The 18,130-nt window shown below is 71.8% G+C and carries 17 protein-coding genes; 8 read left to right on the top strand and 9 right to left on the bottom strand.

What is annotated here, in order from left to right; genetic code table 11:
* Nucleotides 1–601: 601 nt before the first annotated feature.
* From AH6_RS36290 to AH6_RS36310, 5 genes are all read right to left on the bottom strand, one after another.
* Nucleotides 602–1,480: a phosphotransferase family protein gene (locus tag AH6_RS36290; protein WP_067489462.1), complete on the bottom strand. Its 879-nt coding sequence runs from the start codon at nucleotides 1,478–1,480 to the stop codon at nucleotides 602–604.
* A 2-nt stretch (nucleotides 1,481–1,482) separates the two neighbouring features.
* Complete coding sequence (locus AH6_RS36295) at nucleotides 1,483–1,968, bottom strand: glycine-rich domain-containing protein (RefSeq protein WP_218006014.1); 486 nt, start codon at nucleotides 1,966–1,968, stop codon at nucleotides 1,483–1,485.
* A 140-nt stretch (nucleotides 1,969–2,108) separates the two neighbouring features.
* On the bottom strand, nucleotides 2,109–2,954 hold the full coding sequence (locus AH6_RS36300) for a helix-turn-helix domain-containing protein (protein ID WP_067489465.1): 846 nt from the start codon (nucleotides 2,952–2,954) through the stop codon (nucleotides 2,109–2,111).
* 9 nt (nucleotides 2,955–2,963) lie between these two features.
* Complete coding sequence (locus AH6_RS36305; RefSeq protein ID WP_067489566.1) at nucleotides 2,964–3,479, bottom strand: DUF6879 family protein; 516 nt, start codon at nucleotides 3,477–3,479, stop codon at nucleotides 2,964–2,966.
* 8 nt (nucleotides 3,480–3,487) lie between these two features.
* On the bottom strand, nucleotides 3,488–3,856 hold the full coding sequence (locus tag AH6_RS36310; protein ID WP_067489468.1) for a hypothetical protein: 369 nt from the start codon (nucleotides 3,854–3,856) through the stop codon (nucleotides 3,488–3,490).
* A gap of 183 nt (nucleotides 3,857–4,039) precedes the next feature.
* Between AH6_RS36310 and AH6_RS36315 the strand changes: the two genes are divergently transcribed.
* Entirely contained in the window at nucleotides 4,040–6,151 is a 2,112-nt protein-coding gene (locus AH6_RS36315; RefSeq protein ID WP_067489471.1) for a bifunctional serine/threonine-protein kinase/ABC transporter substrate-binding protein, read from the top strand.
* Here AH6_RS36315 and AH6_RS36320 read toward each other — a convergent pair.
* From AH6_RS36320 to AH6_RS36330, 3 genes are all read right to left on the bottom strand, one after another.
* Nucleotides 6,138–6,971 carry a TrmH family RNA methyltransferase gene (locus AH6_RS36320; RefSeq protein WP_067489474.1) on the bottom strand — a complete coding sequence of 278 codons (834 nt, stop codon included), beginning with the start codon at nucleotides 6,969–6,971 and terminating at the stop codon, nucleotides 6,138–6,140. The genes AH6_RS36315 and AH6_RS36320 overlap by 14 nt on opposite strands.
* An 89-nt stretch (nucleotides 6,972–7,060) precedes the next feature.
* Nucleotides 7,061–7,297, bottom strand: a complete 237-nt coding sequence (locus AH6_RS45105) for a DUF397 domain-containing protein (protein WP_067489477.1) — start codon at nucleotides 7,295–7,297, stop codon at nucleotides 7,061–7,063.
* Nucleotides 7,298–7,488: 191 nt separating this feature from the next.
* On the bottom strand, nucleotides 7,489–8,934 hold the full coding sequence (locus AH6_RS36330) for a S1 family peptidase (protein WP_067489479.1): 1,446 nt from the start codon (nucleotides 8,932–8,934) through the stop codon (nucleotides 7,489–7,491).
* Between the two features lie 209 nt (nucleotides 8,935–9,143).
* On the opposite strand from AH6_RS36330, the gene AH6_RS36335 reads away from it, so the two are divergent.
* Together AH6_RS36335 and AH6_RS36340 are read left to right on the top strand one after the other, a co-directional pair.
* The gene (locus AH6_RS36335) at nucleotides 9,144–9,734 is read left to right on the top strand and encodes an RNA polymerase sigma factor (RefSeq protein ID WP_067489482.1); all 591 of its coding nucleotides are present in this window, start codon (nucleotides 9,144–9,146) and stop codon (nucleotides 9,732–9,734) included.
* Nucleotides 9,731–10,858, top strand: a complete 1,128-nt coding sequence (locus AH6_RS36340) for a hypothetical protein (RefSeq protein ID WP_067489486.1) — start codon at nucleotides 9,731–9,733, stop codon at nucleotides 10,856–10,858. The genes AH6_RS36335 and AH6_RS36340 overlap by 4 nt, the downstream gene beginning before the upstream one ends.
* Nucleotides 10,859–10,884: 26 nt before the next feature.
* On the opposite strand, the gene AH6_RS36345 is transcribed toward AH6_RS36340, so the two are convergent.
* Nucleotides 10,885–11,502, bottom strand: a complete 618-nt coding sequence (locus AH6_RS36345; RefSeq protein WP_067489489.1) for a TetR/AcrR family transcriptional regulator — start codon at nucleotides 11,500–11,502, stop codon at nucleotides 10,885–10,887.
* A gap of 234 nt (nucleotides 11,503–11,736) precedes the next feature.
* On the opposite strand from AH6_RS36345, the gene AH6_RS36350 reads away from it, so the two are divergent.
* Genes AH6_RS36350 through AH6_RS36370 form a run of 5 tightly spaced genes read left to right on the top strand, consistent with a single transcriptional unit; the run spans nucleotide 11,737 to nucleotide 18,119 of the window.
* On the top strand, nucleotides 11,737–13,371 hold the full coding sequence (locus tag AH6_RS36350) for an AMP-binding protein (protein WP_067489492.1): 1,635 nt from the start codon (nucleotides 11,737–11,739) through the stop codon (nucleotides 13,369–13,371).
* Nucleotides 13,372–14,490 (top strand): acyl-CoA dehydrogenase family protein, encoded by a 1,119-nt coding sequence (locus AH6_RS36355; protein ID WP_067489495.1) that lies wholly within the window; start codon nucleotides 13,372–13,374, stop codon nucleotides 14,488–14,490.
* Entirely contained in the window at nucleotides 14,491–15,663 is a 1,173-nt protein-coding gene (locus tag AH6_RS36360; RefSeq protein ID WP_067489498.1) for an acyl-CoA dehydrogenase family protein, read from the top strand. It begins immediately after the preceding gene.
* A gap of 12 nt (nucleotides 15,664–15,675) precedes the next feature.
* Nucleotides 15,676–16,956, top strand: a complete 1,281-nt coding sequence (locus AH6_RS36365; RefSeq protein ID WP_067489501.1) for an OB-fold domain-containing protein — start codon at nucleotides 15,676–15,678, stop codon at nucleotides 16,954–16,956.
* Nucleotides 16,953–18,119 (top strand): lipid-transfer protein, encoded by a 1,167-nt coding sequence (locus AH6_RS36370; protein ID WP_067489504.1) that lies wholly within the window; start codon nucleotides 16,953–16,955, stop codon nucleotides 18,117–18,119. Before AH6_RS36365 ends, AH6_RS36370 begins: the two co-directional genes overlap by 4 nt.
* Nucleotides 18,120–18,130: the final 11 nt, after the last annotated feature.

An 18,130-nucleotide genomic window follows, 5' to 3' on the forward strand; every position in this document is an offset into this window, starting at 1 on the left:
GACGTCCCCCCAGGAAACACAGCCGCTTTCGCCGCAGGCGACCCACCGACTCAATCTGTGGGGGTGTACACGAGACCAACAACCTCAACCCGCGCCCCGCACCCGACCAACAACCCCAGCCCGCGCAGGGTTAAGGCCACGTGCCCAACGACCCCAGCCCGCGCGGGTTTCTCCACCTGACCAGCAACCCCAACCCCGCGCCCCGCGCCCGATCAACAACCCCCGCCCCGCGCAGGTTGGTGCAGATATCCAGCACCCCCAGCCCGCGCGAGTTTTCCGCACCCGACACTGACCATCGGGAGCGTCCCTCCGCTGCGGTGCCGGGCCGTGCGGCCCCGCGATGATCAGAGCAACGGCGTCACCCGATCTCTGATTCCGCACCACAGGCCATCGCAGGACGGCCGGGGCAGTTCGGGCAGGCGTCCCGCCCTCACCCGCGAGGCGCGGTGACGCAGTGACGCAGTGACGCGGTGAGACGCCCCGCGCGTGCCCGTCCCGCCGCTCAGATCGTTTCCTTGAGGAACCGGTAAGCAAGGGGAACCCCCCTCCTCCGAACCGACCGGCCCCACCGCATCGGTGCGATGGAGCCGGTAGCGGGGTGTCAGCGGGTCCGGTAGTTCACCCAGGCCCGTCCCGCTTCGGCGGCTTGGGCACGGAAACCCCTTGCTTCGTCGGGGCCGTAGAGCGCCTTGTACTCGCGGAACAGGCTCCACAGTGCCGCGAGTCCGGTGACGGCGTCAGCGGGTGCGGTGGTCCAGCCGGGATGGGTGTTCACCAGAGCCTCGGCCTGGGCGGGAGTGTGTCCGGCCTCGATGAGGCGGGGTACCAGGAACGCCGCGTCGATCCAGGACGCGCCCGCGCAGGCGAACGCCCAGTCGACCACCTTCACGCCACCGGTGGTGACCTGGAAGTTGCCGGGGTGCGGGTCGTAGTGCACCAGGAACGGTCCGGCCGCCGTCTCCGGGACGAACCCGGCCACGGCCTCGGCGTACATCGCCCAGTGCGCACCGGGGAGCTGCTTGTCCGCCAGGGCGGCGGCCTTGTCCTGGAGCGCTGCCAGGTTGTCGGCCACCGGGGGCATGCTCTTCTCCCCGGTGCGCAAGGAGTTGAGCCGCCGCAGGGCAGCCAGGACGCCGGGAAGGTCGGGTGAGCCGGGCGACAGATCGGCGTCGCGGCCGTCCAGGTGCTCCAGCAGCAGCGACACCCAGCCCTCGGACTCGATCGACCACAGCAGCCGGGGTGCGGGCGTGGTCTCGCTGAGCGTCTGGTTGGCGGTGCGCTCGCGTCGGTACAGCCGGACGGCGGGGTGGTCGGCCGGGATCGCCTTGAAGAAGAGCAGGCAGTCGGCGGTGTGCAGACGCGCCGTCAACCCCGGCATCAGCCCGCCGGTGATCGGCTCGGCCTTGACGATCTGACCGCACCGGACTTCGATCGCGGCACGGTGCGACTCGGGAACGGCGTCCCAGCGCAGAGCGGGCATCGTCAGACTTCCTTCGGGTCGTCGAAGCAACCGGCGTAGCACTGGCTGCACTTGCTGGAAGGAACCCACAGCTCGGGGTCCACCTCGATCCCGGCCGCCCGCATGGCGGCGACCGTGGCGCCGATCGCCTCGGCCTCGCGTGTGGTCGCGCCGATCGTGGCGGGGTCGGTGGGGGCGTGGTGGATGAACCTGTCCGCCACGCGCTCGCAGAACGCCGCGTACTCGCGGGTGTGCAGGATGAAGGCGTGCCAGCCGATGTCCACGGTCTCCGAGGGCGACAGACCGGTGCCGGGATTGAGCGCGCACGCCTGGAGGAAGCCCAGGGCCTGGACCATGATGCGTTCGGCGAAGTGCTCGGACACGTTGCGTTCCCCGCAGATCCGGCCTACCAGGCGAGCCATCAACTCCGCAGGGATCAGGGACGCGGGGTCCTCGCTGTGCGCGGCCTTGGTCGGTCGTTGCGCGGTGACGGTCACGGACTCCTCCATGAGCCTTAGGGCACGGCTGGTCGCCGTACCTGGAAGCTCCGACCGGTCGTGCCCGCCGCGTGGCGTGGTCTGTCGAAGCCCATGGCTTGGACGCTAGGAGCGTTCGATCGAGCCGATCCAGGAAGTTGAACGATGTTGAATCAGTCGGTGGTGGCCAGTTCGGTCATCGCCTGAGTGATGAGGCCCCGAGCGGCCCGGCCGTATACGGCGGATGAGGCCAGCCGATCGAAGGCCCTGCGGTACACGGCTATCTCGCGGGGTTGCGTGAGCCGGACCTCCGCCGACACCGTCTCGAAGATGACCTCGCGGTCGTCCATGATCCAGAATCCGTGCAGCGGAAAGAACCCGTGTTCCGCGCGGGTGGGGATGATTCCCAAATGCAGGCGAGGAAGGGAGGAGAGTGCAAGGAGTCGATCCAGCTGCCCTCGGATGACGTCGACGGGAACGACTCCGATGGTCAGTGCCGTTTGGGTGACCACCATGTGGAATTTCCTGTCGCCCTGATAGAGGATTCCCTGCCGTTCCATGCGAGCCTGTACGCCCGCCTCGACATCATCGGGCAGGCGATGGAAGTCGACGGTCATGGACAGCATCGCATGGGCGTACTCGGCCGTCTGGAGCAGGCCGGGCACGAACATGGGCTCGAAGACGCGAAAGAACTTTGTCTTCGCCTCCAGTTGAACGCTGGCGTTCTGGCGTCGTCGCGTTCCTGAACGAAGTTGCCTGCGCCACTCCACGAACATCGTGTCGATGGAGCGGACGGTGGCTATCAGATCCTCAAGTTCGTGCTCGGCGTCGCAGGCGGTGCACCACTTGCGAACATGCTCTTCGGAAATGTTGATCGTGCCATGTTCGATCTTGGAGACGAGGGTGTAATGCCAGCCGGCCTGAGCGGCCAGCGCCCTGCCCGTCAGGCCGACGTCCTTGCGAATGTCTCGCAGGCGGGCTCCAAGGGCTTCTCGGGCTTGACGAGCAGGGGTGGACACGTGGAGAGGCTACCGGCTCACGTACTGAGCGAAGGGCACAGCCCTGGGCCAAGCGACATCGCGCACGGCCCGGTAACGGGCCAGGGCTTCTGGGTCCTGCTCCACCGCGAACCCCGCCGAACGGCCATCTGCTTTGAAAAGGCTGAGAACGAGTCGATCGTCATCCAGCAGCCAGCAATCTTCGTCCGGCAACGGAATGTCCGCCGCCAGGTCGCGCGGTAGATACCGAACATCCTCCCCGGCTGAGACGTTGAGCGGTGTGACGCTGATGCTCCATCGCGTGTATTCCGTATGGGGCTCGGTCACCAAGCGGACGCGTTGGACCTCGACACCACTTTCGGTCAGCTCGCGAATGAACTTGAGCCAGTCTTCCAGCCAGGCGAAGTCGTCGGCCTCGCCGTTCCGCCACCGGGCTAGCGGAGCCTCTTCGAACTCCACGTTGTAGGTGTCGCGCAACTCCAGATGCCATGCTCGTCTGGCTGAACGAAGCATGGTTTGGAACTGGTGGTATTCGATTGGCTCCATGTAACTCCTCACACCAGCAGGGCCATGGCCTTCCTGGGGATCTCCACGCAGGTTTCGTGGTCCGGGATGTCCATCTGTTGAAGAATGTCGTCGTCCGGTACGCGGACGCCCTTGATGATGTAGTTGCCCTTGTCGTTGACGTGGACGATGGGCGGTGCCAGGTTCACGACCTCCCCGCTCATGCCGTCCTTGGCGAGATGGGTCATCAGGCGCGGGGGCACCTCCACGAGGGTCTCGTCGTCGGACAGGTCGAGACGGCTGATCAGTTCGGAGTCCGTGACGATCCAGCCCTGGACGATGTACGAGTCGCGAGCGGTCGCGTACAACGTGGGGCTCTGGCCGCTGGTCGTTTCCTTGCCCAGGAACACCAGGCGCATGATCGGTCCTCTCCACGTGCGTTGAACGAAGTTGCACAGTGACCGTGATGGTCGAACGTCTCGCCCGGACCGTCAAGGGGGAGTTGCAGGCGGCGGGCAACAATTTCGGGGTGGGGTGCGTCCAAGCGGGTGGGGCGGCATGATCTTAGGGCTGCCTCGACGCCCCCCCCGGAGGGACACCGAATGGCCGAACCCCTGCTGCCCGACGATCCCACCCGCGTCGGGAGCTACGAGCTGCTCGGCCGTCTCGGTGACGGTGGGCAAGGGTCGGTCTATCTCGGCCAAAGCCCCGGCGGGCAGCAGGTCGCCGTCAAGTTGCTGCACGCCCGGCTCAGCCGCGACCCCCAAGCCCGGTCGCGGTTCGTGCGTGAACTGGAAGTCGCCGAGCGCGTCTCCGGGTTCTGCACCGCGCAAGTGCTGGACGCCGACATCGACGGTGATCGGCCCTACATCGTCAGCGAATTCGTGGACGGTCCCTCGCTCACCGATCTCGTGCGCGAGCGCGGGCCCATGGACGCCGGGGCGCTGCTCCGGCTCGCCATCGGCACCGCCACCGCCCTCGCCGCCATCCACCGCGCCGGGATCGTGCACCGCGACTTCAAGCCGCCCAACGTCCTGATCGGGCGGGACGGCGCGCGCGTCATCGACTTCGGGATCGCGCGGGCGCTGGACTCCGCCGCCCTCACCGCCACCAGCCAGGTCGTCGGCACCCCCGCCTACATGGCGCCCGAGCAGATCGCGGGCGGTGCGATCGGGCCCGCCGCCGACGTCTTCGCCTGGGGCGGGACGATGTTGTTCGCCGCCACCGGGCGCGTCCCGTTCGGCGGCGACTCCATCCCGGCTGTGCTCCACGCCGTGCTGAACGCCGAGGCCGACGTGCGTGCGTTGCCCGGCCCCCTCGCCGCGCTGGTCGGGTCCTGCCTGGCCAAGGATTCCGCGCGGCGGCCGACGAGCGCGCAGGTCGTGACGCGGCTGCTCGGCCTGGTCGGCGCGCAGGACGTCGAAACCGCTCTTGCGCCCGGTGCCACGCTCGTCTTGTCCGCCTCTGACAAGGGGCTGTTCCCCTCGCAGCTCACCCAGCCGTCCGTGCAACCGCAGCGGCGCAGAGTGCGTGCGGCGGTGCTGGCGGTCGGGGCCGTCGCCGCTGTGATCGTCGTGCCGGTCGTGCTGCTGAATTCAGGCGGCGGCAAGGGGACGGCAGGGGCCAAGGGTGCCACCAAGACCGTCAAGGTCGCGTTCATGGGCCCGTTGACGGGTGACACGGCCCACCTCGGCGTCCCCATGCGCGACGGGGCCCGAGCGGCGGTCCAGGCCCACAACGACAAGAACCCCGCCGTCCGCGCCCAGCTCGTGGAGTTCGACACCCGGGGCAACGCGGACGTGGCGCAGATGGCGGCCCGCCGGGCCGTGGACTCCGGTGTGGTCGCCGTCGTCGGGCCCTCCCTCAGCGCCGAGACCAACGCCGCCGTTCCCGTCCTGGAGCAGGCCGGGATTCCCAGCGTCTCGCCCGCCGCCTCCAACCCCACGCTGGTCGAACGGGGCTGGAAGACCTGGCACGCCGTCGTCCCCGACGCCAAGGTCGCCGCCGCCGCGCTCGGCGACCTGGCCGCCAAGCAGGGCAAGGGGAAGAAGGCGCTGCTGGTCGAGGACGAGCAGGTCTACTCCCAGACCGTCGCCAACCAGGTGTTCGCGCGGCTCGGCCTGGCCGGGGTGGTCCCCAAGCGGATCTCGGTCAGGACCGAGGACACCGACTTCGGCGCGGCCGTCGCGGAGATGAAGAAGTCCGGCGCCGACAGCGTCGTCTACGGCGGGAACTACCCCGAAGCGGCGCGGCTGGTGAAGCAGGCCCGCGCCGCCGGGGTGACGGCCCGCTTCTTCCTGTCCGACGCCGCCCTGGACAAGGTCTACATCGAGCGGGCCGGGCGGCAGGCCGCCGAGGGCACCGTCTTCACCTGCTCCTGCCTGCTCGCCGGGCAGCGCGCGCCGGACTCCGCCGTGCCCGGGTACGCGAAGTTCACCGACGCGTTCGCCAAGGTCAGCCGGGAGCGCCCGCCCGCCTACGCCGCCGACGGCTACGACGCGGCGGGCGTCCTCATGGCGACGCTCGCCGACCGCAAGGACACCGCCAAGGCGATCAACAACGCGCTGCGCGAGGTCAACTACACCGGCGGCGTCACCCCGCGCGTCCGGTTCACCGACAAGGGCGAGATCATCGACGGCGCCGTCTACGCCTACCGGGCCCGCGACGGCGAACTCGACCTGCTCGGTGAGGCCGGGAAGGTCACGAACCCCTGAGCAGGTTCGCGCGCTGGCGGGCGGCCTCGTAGAGCACCACGGTCGCGGCGTTGGCCGCGTTCAGGGAGCTGGCCGCGCCGGTGATCGGGATGCGCGCCATCACGTCGCACTCCTCGCGCCACCCCGCGCTGAGCCCGGCCGTCTCGTTGCCGATGGCCAGCAGGACCGGGCCCGTGAGGTCCAGGTCGGCGATGTCGGCCGTGCCGTGCTCGTCGGTGCCGACGATCGTGAGCGGCACGCCCTGCGCGCGCACGTCGGCCGCCCACTGGAGCACCTCGCGGTGCGAGCGGGACCGCACCACCGGCACGGCGAACAACGAGCCGGTGGACGCGCGCACCGACTTCGGGTCGTACGGGTCGGCCGCGTGCCCGGTCACGAACACGCCCGCCCCGCCGAACGCGTCGGCCGACCGGACCATCGAGCCGATGTTGCCGGGCGTGGTCGGCCGGTCGAACACCAGCCCCAGGAAGTCGGGACCTGCGGTGACGCGGGCCGGATCGTCCTCCGGCAGCCCGACGACGGCCAGCAGCTCCGGCACGTCCTCGTCCTTGTCGCTCAGCTCGCCGATCAGCTCCGGCGTCATCGCGACGTGCTCGCCGCCCGCCGCGTCGAGCAGCTCCGACGCCCACCGCGACAGGGAACGTTCGGCGTTGTAGATCAGGGCGCGCACCGGCCAGCCGTGCTCGACCGCCAGCGTGATCGGCCGGACCCCCTGCACCAGGAACTCGCCCGCGCGCTGCCGCTTGTTGCGGTTGCCCAGCAGCGCCTGCCACTGCTGGAAGCGCGCGTTGCGCCGCGTGATCCGCAGTGCCTCGCCCATCCCACCTGCCTCAACCCTCGCCGTCCGGACCGGTCGAGTCTGCCACGGACGGCGGCGACCGGGAGGGCGGGCCCTCCCGGTCCGCGCGGTCAGGCTTCGGCGGGGGGCTCCTCCTCCAGGAGGTCGTCGAACTCGCCGTCCTTCACGCCCGCGACGAAGGCGTCCCACTCGGCCTCGGTGAAGTAGAGGATGGGGCCTTCCTCGTTCTTGGCGTCCCGCATGACGACGGCGCGCTCGCCGAAGTCCTTGTGGTTCACCGGCACGTCCTTGCCGTCGATGAACTCGATGATGACGCCGTCGCTGATGAACGGTTCCTGCTCGGTCACACGCACACCTTCTTCGTCCGGTGTTGGTCGCCCACAGCGTAGTGCGAAGGGCCGCGCCGTGGTGGCCCGGTGACGGGCGGTGTCGTGCGGCCGGAGCCGGACGCGCGGGCGCGCGAGCCCGTTCTCGCGGGCGCGGGGGAGCCCCGGCCGCCTTCTGGGAGCTGCGGCCGGGGCTCCGGTTCGGGGGAGGGTTACGGCCGGTTGTAGCCGACGGTGTAGGAGCCGGAGCCGCTGTAGGCGTGCACCCGGTAGCGGTAGGTCCCGGCGGTCCCGTTGTAGTTGATCGTCTCGTCCGGGCCGGGGCTGGTGGACTGGGCGACCGTCGTCCAGGTCGAGCCGGACAACTTCTGGAGGTACAGGTCGAAGTCCACACCCGCCGGGCCGTCCAGACAGCCCGCGTGCGCGCCCGCGCCGGAGCTGAAGCCCGCGCTCGGCTGGTACTGGTTCGCGCCGCTGCTCAGCGTGCCGTTGACCCGCGTGGTGTAGCCGCTGCATCCGGTCGGGGGCTCGCCCGGACCGCCGCCGTCGGTGATGAGCTGGCGGCCCTGCCCGGCCAGGATGGACAACACCTCGGTGACCGGCTGGAAGTAGGTCGAGTCGCCCGAGCCCTGGCCGTCGCGGCAGGTGCCCGAGCCACCGGAGGTGATGCCCTGCGCCTGCCCGCCGGTCTGGGTGATCAGCGCGCCGCCCGAGTCGCCGGGGTCGGCGCAGATGTTGGTGCGGATCAGCCCGGTGACGGTGCCCTCGGCGTAGTTGACGGTCGCGTTGAGCTGCTGGATCGTGCCGCACCACAGCTGGGTGTTGGTCGTGGAGCCCGACCGGCAGACGGCGGTGCCGACCGGCGCGGCCGTCGCGCCCCGCACCGTCTCGTAGGTGCCGTTCCAGCGGTTCACCTTCGGCGTCGGCGTCCACTGGCTGTTGGTGTTCACCCAGGCGTAGTCGTTGCCGGGGAACGAGGAGCCGCCGAAGGAACCCTGCGCGACCTGGTTGGCGCCGCTGGTGGTCTCGCCGGTGTCGCCGCAGTGACCGGCGGTGACGAACCCGCCGGTCACCGAGAACGCGATGGAGCAGCCCGCCGACGGCGTCCAGTAGCGCTCGCCGCCGACCAGGTCGTACAGCGGGCGCGGCCGCTCGCTGCTGCGCTCGACGCGGACGGCGGCGGCGTCCACCCCGGCGGCCTTCACGAACTTCGCGCCGTCGGCGGCGGAACGGGCGTTGACCACGACGGTGTTGGTGGCGGCGTCCACGTACCAGGAGGTCACCGACTTGGCGGCCGACCGGGAGTGGGCGTTCAGCGCGTCCTGGACCGAGCCGAGGGCGCGCTCGCTGCGGCGCACCACCCGGGGCTCGGCCCCGGCGGCGCGGATGGCGGCGGTCTCGGCCTCGTCGGTGGTGGCGACGACGACCTTCGACCCGGTGACGTAGGCGCCGCCGAACGAGGCGCCGAGCTTGACGCGGAGGTTCTTCTGGACGCGTGCCGCGCGGTCGTCCGGGGGTGCCGGAGCGGCCGGGGCGGCTGCCTGGACGCGGGCGGGCGCGGCAGGGGTGGCCGCGCCGCTCGCGTGCACCGGGCTCGCCGTGGCCGCGACCAGTGCGGTCGCGGCGGCGACTCCCAGCAGCAGGGGTGTGCGGGACATGTGCTCTCCTGGGTCGTGCGGGGATGGGGAGAGAGGTTCGGGGCGCCCTTGGCCGGGACTGTACGGACGGGGCACAGGGCCGACAACGAATCGACGGAAGGGGATTTTTCACCCGGATTTGCGTTGTCCTCGAACGCTCCGCGCGGCATCGGCGAAGCAGGAGTGATCCCCCCACACGGAAGGCACCCCATGACGCCACGGAGCCGGAGTTGACGGCGGCGACCTCGCAGCGGGCGTCCGACGCCGCGATCATCCGGGCCGCCCTGCGCGAGCCGGAGGACTTCGCCGCGCTGTTCGACCGCTACTACACGATGATCCACGGGTACGCGGCGCGGCGGCTGGGCGCGAGCCTCGCCGACGACGTGGCCGCCGAGACGTTCCTGGTCGCCTTCGACCGGCGCGCCAGCTACGACCTCGACCGGCCGGACGCGCGGCCCTGGTTGTACGGCATCGCCTCCAACCTCATCGCCCGGCACGGCCGCGCCGAGGTCCGCCTGTACCGGGCGCTGACCCGCACCGGCCCGGACGCCCCCGCCGACAGCCACGCCGACCGCGTCGCCGGACGGGTGGACGCGCAGGCCGTGCGCGGCCCGCTGGCGGCGGCGCTGGCGGACCTCGCGCCCGGCGACCGCGACGTGCTGCTGCTGGTGGCCTGGGGCGGGTTGTCCCTGGCCGAGGCGGCGCAGGCGCTCGCCGTCCCCGCCGGGACGGCCCGCTCCCGGATGCACCGGGCGCGCAAGAAGATCCGCGCCGCGCTCGGCGACAGCGACCCCACGACCCTCGGAGAGGACCCGGCATGAACGACCTGGAGATCCTGCACGACTCCTGGGAGGCCCCCGGGCCCCCGGCCGACACCGCCCGCACCGCCGCCCGCGCCGCGCTCATGGAGCGGGCGAAGGCCGCGCACACCGAGCCCCTGCGCACCGAGCCCGCGCACGGCAGGCCCGCCAAGAAGCGCACGGCCCGGCGGCCCCGCCTCCGGACGCGGTTCGCCGTGGTGGGCCTGGCCGCCGCCGCCATCACCGCCGGTGCGGTCGTCATCGCCCCGTTCGACGACGAGTCGGGCGGCCGCGCCCCGGGCTCGTCGCCGGTGGACGCGTTGCAGCTCCTCGGCAGGGCCGCCGCCGCCGCCGAGCACCGCGAGTTCACGCCGCCGCGCCCGGACCAGTGGATCTACACGCACTACCGGAACGTGAAGGAGCCGCAGCGCTGGCCGATGCACGACGAGAACGACCCCGGCGAGATCCGGTACTACGAGGAGCAGTGGACGCGGGCCGACGGCGGCGCGTCGGCGTTCCTTGAGGACGGCAAGCTGGAGGTCGAGAACGGGACGGAGGTGCCGAAGGCCGCCTGGCCGCCGCAGGACTACGCCGGGCTCGCCGAACTCCCGACCGACCCCGGCAAGCTGCTGGCACTGGCCTACGAGCACGGCCGGTCCGAGGGCGCGAAGGGGAGCCGTGCGGGCACGGGGGTGGTGGAGGAGCGCTACGTCGAGTCCACGGAGGTGGGCGGCGAGCCGAAGCCCACGCCCCCGCCGCCGTCCGGCTGCACGGCCGACCCGAAGACCGAACGCGACAACGCGGCGTTCGACAACCTGGCCGCCGTCCTGGGCACCCAGCTGCCGCCGCCCAAGCTGGAGGCCGCCGTCTACCGCGCCATGAGCAGGGTGCCCGGAGCCGCCGCCATGCGGACGCTGAAGCTGGACGGCGGACGGCCCGGGATCGCGCTCGGCCGCCGCCAGCACGGCTGGCAGCTCTACGAGGTCCTGTTCGACGCCCGCACCTACCGCTACGCGGGGGAGCGCACCACCGCCTACCGCGACCCGCGGGAGATCCTGGAGCGGTGCCGCGTGCTCAGTAACAGCGGCGGCAACATGCGCGTCGTGTCGGTCGGCGTCGTGGACAAGGCGGGGCAGCGGCCCTGACCGGCGGCGGCCCGCCTGCTCACCCGCTAGAAGCCGGTGAGCAGGCGGGCGGCCGACACCTCCAGGCGCGCCTGGGCCTCCTCGACCGTGGAGTGCCCGCGCAGGATCTCGATCATCTCCATCGTCCACACGCTGGACAGCGCCTTGGCCACGGTGCGGCGCGGGTCGTCGGCGGCGACCCGCGCGTCCGGCCCGACCGCCGCGCGCAGCAGCAGCCCGGTCATGCGGTCGCCGAAGTCGGTCTTGACGTCCGACAGCAGCAGCGAGCGGATCAGCGCCTCGGCGAGTTCCGGCTCGCGCATCAGCCCGCGCGTGGCGCGCATCAGCACCTCCACCGCCCGGTGCGGCGCGTCGTCGGTGCGCGGCGGGCGGCGCTCGATGCTGCCCTCCAGCAGGTCCAGCTCCTCGCTGACCACCGCGACGACCAGGTCCATCTTGGAGGGGAAGTAGCGGTACAGGGTGCCGAGCGCGACCCCGGCGCGCTCGGCCACGTCGCGCATCTTCATGGTCTCGACGCCGCCGCGCGAGGCCAGCGCCGCGCCCACCTGGATGATGCGCTTGCGGCGCTCGTGCTGGCTGCGCGAGCGCGCGCCGGCGGGACGCTCCGGCGTCTGCTCGTCGGTCGTCGCCGGCTCTGCGGTCACGGTCGTTCCCCCTTCGGATGCGGGCACGGCCGCCCCATGCTGTGTCGGCCCCCGCCCTAGGGTACAGGGCTTGTGAGAACGTGTTATCTGATTGCGTCAAGGCGGTGCCGCCACCACACCTTCCGAGCCGCGCTGGCCTCGCTCACACCGGTGTTCAGCCGGGTGCTCCCGGCGATGATCACACCTCTGGACACTGACTAGAATCTGTTCTAGTTTTGCCGCCGGGAGGTGGCGATGACGACCGTGGCACGACTGCTGGCGGACCGGGCCTCCGCGGACGCCCCGGGCCTGCGCTGCGCCGACGACGGCCGCGCCTGGACGTGGCGGGAGACCGTCGCCGAATGCGCGGCCCGCGCCGCGTGGCTCAAGACGGGGCTGAAAGCAGGGGCCCCGGTGCACGTGGGCGTCCTGCTCGACAACGTCCCCGAGCTGGTGTTCCTGCTGGGCGGGGCCGCCCTGTCCGGGGCGGTGGTGGTCGCCCTCAACCCCACCCGCAGCGCCGCCGAGCTGGCCGACGACGCCCGCCGCGCCGACTGCGACCTGATCCTCACCAACGAGCGCTACGCCGACCTCGCGCGCGGCCTCGACCCGCTGCCCGTCCTCGACATCGACGGCGCCGAATACGGCGCGCTGCTCGCCCCGCACGCGGGCGCGCCGCTCCCGGACGTCTCGGACATCACGCCCGAGACGTTGCTGATGCTCATCTTCACCTCGGGCACCTCCGGCCGCCCCCGCGCCGTCCGCGTCACCCACCGCAAGGTGCACGTGCCCGGCGAGAGCCTCGGCGGGCGGCTGCTCAAGCCCGACGACACCGTCTACTGCCCGATGCCGCTGTTCCACTCCGGCGCGATCATGGCCGCCTACGCGCCCGCGCTGTTCGCCGGGGCCGAGCTGGTGGTCCGGTCGCGGTTCTCGGCGTCGGGGCTGCTGCCCGACGTCCGCGAGCACGGCTGCACCTACCTGCACTACGTCGGCAAGGCGCTGTCGTACGCGCTGGAGGTCCCGGCACGCGCGGACGACGCCGACAACCCCCTCAAGATCGCATTCGGGAACGAGGCCGCGCCCGCCGAGCAGAAGGCGTTCGCCGACCGTTTCGGCTGCTTCGTCATCGACGCCTACGGCTCCACCGAGACCGCCATCGCCTTCTCGCCCGACCCGTTCGGCCCGCCCGGCGCGCTCGGCAGGCTCGGCGACGGCGTCAAGATCCTCGACCCCGCCACCGGCCGCGAGTGCCCGCCCGCGCGCCTGGACGAGGCCGGACGCCCCCTCAACCCCGACGAGGCGATCGGCGAACTCGTCAACACCCAGGGCCACGGCCTGTTCGACGGCTACTACAACGAGGACGCCCCCGACCGCCTGCGCGACGGCATGTTCTGGAGCGGCGACCTCGCCTACGCCGACGGGCAGGGCTACGCCTTCTTCGCCGGGCGCACCGCCGAGCGGCTGCGCGTGGACGGCGAGAACTTCGGGGCCGTCCAGGTGGAACGTGTCCTCGCCGACCTGCCCGGCGTGCGGCGGCTCGCCGTCTACGGGGTGCCCGACGCCGCCTCCGGCGACCAGGTGATGGTCGCGCTGGCCGCCGACTCCTTCGACCCCGAGGCGTTCGCCGCCTACCTGCGCGGCCGTCCCGACCTCGGCCCCAAGTGGCCGCCCCGCTACGTGCGGCTCGCCGCCGAGCTGCCCGCCACCGCCTCCAACAAGATCCTCAAGCGCGGCCTGGCGCGGGAGGGCTGGCGCACCGCCGACCCGGTGTGGTGGCGGCCCGGCCGGGACCTGGTCTACCGCCCCCTGACCCCCCAAGACGCGGCCGCGCTGCGCGAGGAGTTCGCGCGCCGGGGCCGACTGCACCTCCTGGAAGGGAGCCGATGAGTGGACTTCAACCTGGACGAGGACCGGCGCGAGCTGGAGGGCCTCGCCGCCGACCTGCTCAAGCGAGAGGCCGGACCGCAGCGGCTTGAGGCGTTCGAGAAGACCGGCGCGCCCTACGACGCGGCGATCTGGAAGGCGCTCGCGCAGGCCGGGCTGCTCGGCGTGGTGCTGCCCGAGGACGCCGGAGGCGCGGGCCTCGGCCCGGTCGAGCTGACGGTCATCCTGCGGCAGATCGGCGCGCACGTCGCGCCGGTGCCCGCCTACGCGTCGCTGGCGCTGGCCGCCGCCCCGATCGCCGCGCACGGCACCGCCGAGCAACGGGCGCTGCTGGCCCCGCTCGCCGAGGGCGGCGCGATCCTCACCGGGGCCTACCGCGAGGTCGGCCCGGCCGGGCGGGTCCGCACCACCGCGCGCGGCGACGGCGACGGGTACGTGCTGGACGGCGTCAAGACGTTCGTGCCGTTCGCGGCCGAGTCCGAGCGCATCCTGATCCCCGCCGTCATCGACGGCGGTGAGGGCGGCGGCGGGATCGGCGTCTTTCTCGTCGAGCCGGGCGCGACGCGGATCACCCCGCACCCGTCGGCCACCACCGACCCGCTGTCCCGCGTCGAGCTGGACGGCGTGCGCGTGGGCGCGGACGCGCTGCTCGGCGGCGTCGCCGACGGCGCGGCCTGGACGACCCTGCGCCGCTCCGCCGTGCTCGGCGCGGTCGCGCTGGCGTCCGGCGTGATCGACGGCGCGCTCACCCTGACCGCCGAGTACGTCAAGGGCCGCGAGCAGTTCGGCCGCGCGCTGGCGCAGTTCCAGGCCGTCACCATGAACATCGGTGACGTCTACATCGCCAAGCGCGCCCTGGACGTCGCGGTGTGGGCGGGCGCGTGGCGGCTCGCCGAAGGCTACGACGACGTGGACGAGACCCTCGCCATCGCCGCCTTCAACGCCACCGACCCGGTGGTGAAGGCGCTCTACACCTGCCAGCACCTGCACGGCGGCATCGGCCTGGACGTCACCTACCCGCTGCACCGCTACTTCGCCTGGGGCAAGCACCTCGGGCACCTGCTGGGCGGCCCCGAAGACCAGCTCGACAACCTCGGCGCGCTCGTCGCTCAGGAGGCGTGAATGTTCATCGACCTGACCGACGAGCAGAAGAAGCTGCGCGCCGAGCTGCGCGAGTACTTCCGCAACTGCCTGACACCCGAGCAGCGCGCCCAGATCGCCGACGACCCGTTCGGCGAGCACTACATGGAGCACTGCAAGCGGCTCGGCCGCGACGGCATGCTCGGCGTCGCGCTGCCCAAGGAGTACGGCGGGCGCGGCTACGGCCCGATGGAGCAGCAGATCTTCGCCAACGAGATCGCCCGCGCCGAGGTCCCGTACCCGATCATCACGCTGAACTCGGTCGCGCCGACGATCCTCCAGTACGGCACCGACGCGCAGAAGCAGCGGTTCCTGCCGAAGATCCTGGCGGGGGAGTGCCACTTCGCGATCGGCTACAGCGAGCCGGAGGCGGGCACCGACCTGGCGTCGCTGCGCACCACCGCCGTCCGCGACGGCGACCACTACGTGGTGAACGGGCAGAAGATCTTCACCTCGGGCGCGCACTATTCCGACTACATCTGGATGGCCGCGCGCACCGATCCCGACGCCAAGAAGCACAAGGGCATCTCGATGCTCATCCTGGGCTGCGAGGACCCGGGCTTCTCGTGGACGCCGATCGTCACCATGGACGGCCGCCACCACACCAACTCGACCTACTACCAGGACGTCCGCGTGCCGGTGGACATGCTGATCGGCGAGGAGAACAAGGGCTGGGACCTCATCGTCAACCAGCTCAACCACGAGCGCGTGACGCTCGGCCCGGCGGGCAACATCGGCCACACCTACGACCGCTTCGAGGCGTGGGCCAAGACCGCGACCGGGCCCTCCGGCGCGCCGCTGATCGAGGAGCCGGACGTGCGGCGCGCGGTCGCGCAGGTGTACGCCTACCTGCGCGTCAACGAGTTCCTCAACTGGCAGGTCGCCGCCAACCAGGACCTCGGCTGGCTGGGCGCGGCCGACGCGTCCGCCACCAAGATCTACGGCTCGGAGCGCATGCAGGAGGTCGGCCGGATCGTCGGCGACGTGCTGGCCCGTTTCGGCGACCCCGGCGACCCGGCCACCGCCGAGTTCGTCGCGCGGCTCGACCACGGCGTCAAGGGCGCGATCGTGCTGACCTTCGGCGGCGGCGTCAACGAGATCCAGCGCGAGCTGATCGCGATGATCGGCCTCGGCCTGCCCCGCGCACCCCGTTAAGGAGACCGAAGAGTGCACGAGGAGTTGACCGCGCTCGCCGAACGGCTCACGGCCCTGGGCGAGCAGCCCGCCCTGCCCTGCCTCGACCCGGTGAACGCGGCGATGATCCGCAACTGGACGCAGGCCCTCGGCGACCCCGGGGACTGGGCCGACGCCGCGCCGCCCGCCATGATCCAGGTCTGGTCGATGCCGGGCCTGGTGGAGCACAAGGGCGGCGGCGTCGCCGACGAGCCGCTGCGGCTGCTCAACGAGCACGGCTACACCGGCGTCGTCGCCACCAACTGCGAGCAGACCTACGACCGCTACGTGAAGGTCGGCGAGCACCTGCGCTCCACCATGCGCTTCGGCGGCGTCACCGGCCCCAAGAAGACCGGCATGGGCGAGGGCTACTTCGTCACCTGGTACCAGAGCTGGTACGACGCCGACGACCAGCGCGTGGCGGAGATGTTGTTCCGCGTGCTGAAGTTCCAGCCGCGCAAGCGCGCTGGGAACGCTCCGAAAAAGGGCGGCAAGTACCCGCTCCAGCCCGCGATCGGCCTGGACACCCGGTTCTTCTGGGACGGCGTCAACGAAGGCGAGCTGCGCATCCAGCGCTGCGCCGACTGCGGGACGTTGCGCCACCCGCCCGGCCCGATGTGCCCGAGCTGCAACTCCACCAACCGCGAGCACGTCGTGGCGAGCGGGCGCGGCACCGTCTACTCCTACGTCGTGCACCACCACCCGCCGGTGCCCGGCCGCACGCCGCCGTACGTGGTGGCGGTCGTGGAGCTGGCGGAGGGCGTGCGCGTGGTCGGCAACGTCAACGGCTGTCCGCCCGAGGACGTGCACGTGGGCATGCCCGTCCGCCTGGTCTTCGAGCGGATGGACGACGAGCTGACGCTGCCGCAGTGGACCCCGGCCGGCGCGCCCGAGCCCGTCGCGGAAGCGACCCCCGAGCCCGAGCCCGCCGAGCTGGAGATCCCGCTGACGCCCACGTTCGTCATCGCGACGGCCCTGGCCACGCGCGACTTCACACCCGTCCACCACGACACCGCGCTCGCCCGCGCGCAGGGCACCAAGGACATCTTCCTCAACATCCTGACCACCATGGGCGTGGTGCAGCGCGCCGCGCTCCAGGCGGTGCCCGGTGGGAAGCTGGCGACCATCGCCGTCCGCCTCGGCGTCCCCGCCTACGCGGGCGACACGCTGCGCGTCCGCACCGAGCGCGCGGGCGACCACACCCTCAAGGTGCGCGGCGCGGTGAGCCTCGGCGACCACGTCACCGCCACCGTCACGTTCAAGGAGGACGCGTGAGCCTGTCGGGCAAGGCGGCCATCGCCGGGATCGGCGCCACCGAGTTCTCCAAGGAGTCGGGCCGGTCGGAACTCCAGCTCGCCGCCGAGGCGTGCCTGGCCGCGATCAAGGACGCCGGGTTGTCGCCGTCCGACGTGGACGGCCTGGTCACCTTCACCGCCGACGCCAGCGCCGAGATCGCCGTGCAGCGCGAGCTGGGCATCCCGGCGCTGCGGTTCTTCTCCCGCGTGGACTACGGCGGCGGCGCGGCGGCCGGGACCGTCGCGCACGCCGCGATGGCCGTCGCGACCGGCCAGGCCGACGTGGTGGTGTGCTACCGCGCGTTCAACGAGCGCAGCGGCCACCGCTTCGGGCAGGCCAACAAGAGCGGCGGTACCGGCTCCAACGCCATGGAGTTCTCCTGGCACCTGCCCTACGGGTTCGCGACCCCGGCCGCGTGGGTGGCGATGCAGGCCCGCCGCTACATGCACGAGTACGGCGCGACCAGCGAGGACTTCGGCCGCGTCGCGGTCACGATGCGGCGGCACGCGGCCACCAACCCCAAGGCGTGGTTCCACGGGCGGCCCATCACGCTGGAGGAGCACCAGGCGTCGCGCTGGATCGTGGACCCGCTGCACCTGCTGGACTGCTGCCAGGAGTCCGACGGCGGCGTGGCGATCGTGGTGACCAGCGCCGAGCGCGCCCGCGACCTGCCGCACCCGCCCGCCGTCATCGCCGCCGCCGCGCAGGGCACCGGCCCCGACCAGATGATGATGTTCAGCTACTACAGCGGCGACATCGCGGCGCTGCCCGCGATGGGCACCGTGGGCGAGGCGTTGTGGCGGCAGTCGGGGCTGACCGCCGCCGACGTGCAGACCGCCGTCCTCTACGACCACTTCACGCCGTTCGTGCTGATCCAGCTGGAGGAGCTGGGCTTCTGCGGGCGCGGCGAGGCCAAGGACTACATCAGGGAGCAGGGCATCGGGCTCGACGGCGCGCTACCGCTCAACCCGCACGGGGGTCAGCTGGGCGAGGCGTACATCCACGGCATGAACGGCATCGCCGAGGGCGTGCGGCAGATCCGCGGCACCTCGGTCAACCAGGTCGCCGACGTGCGCAACGTCCTGGTGACCGCCGGGACCGGCGTGCCGACCAGCGGCCTGATCCTCACCGGGACGGGCTGAGGCCGGGCGGG

It is taken from the genome of Actinomadura hibisca NBRC 15177, from assembly GCF_001552635.1.
GTDB lineage: Bacteria > Actinomycetota > Actinomycetes > Streptosporangiales > Streptosporangiaceae > Spirillospora > Spirillospora hibisca.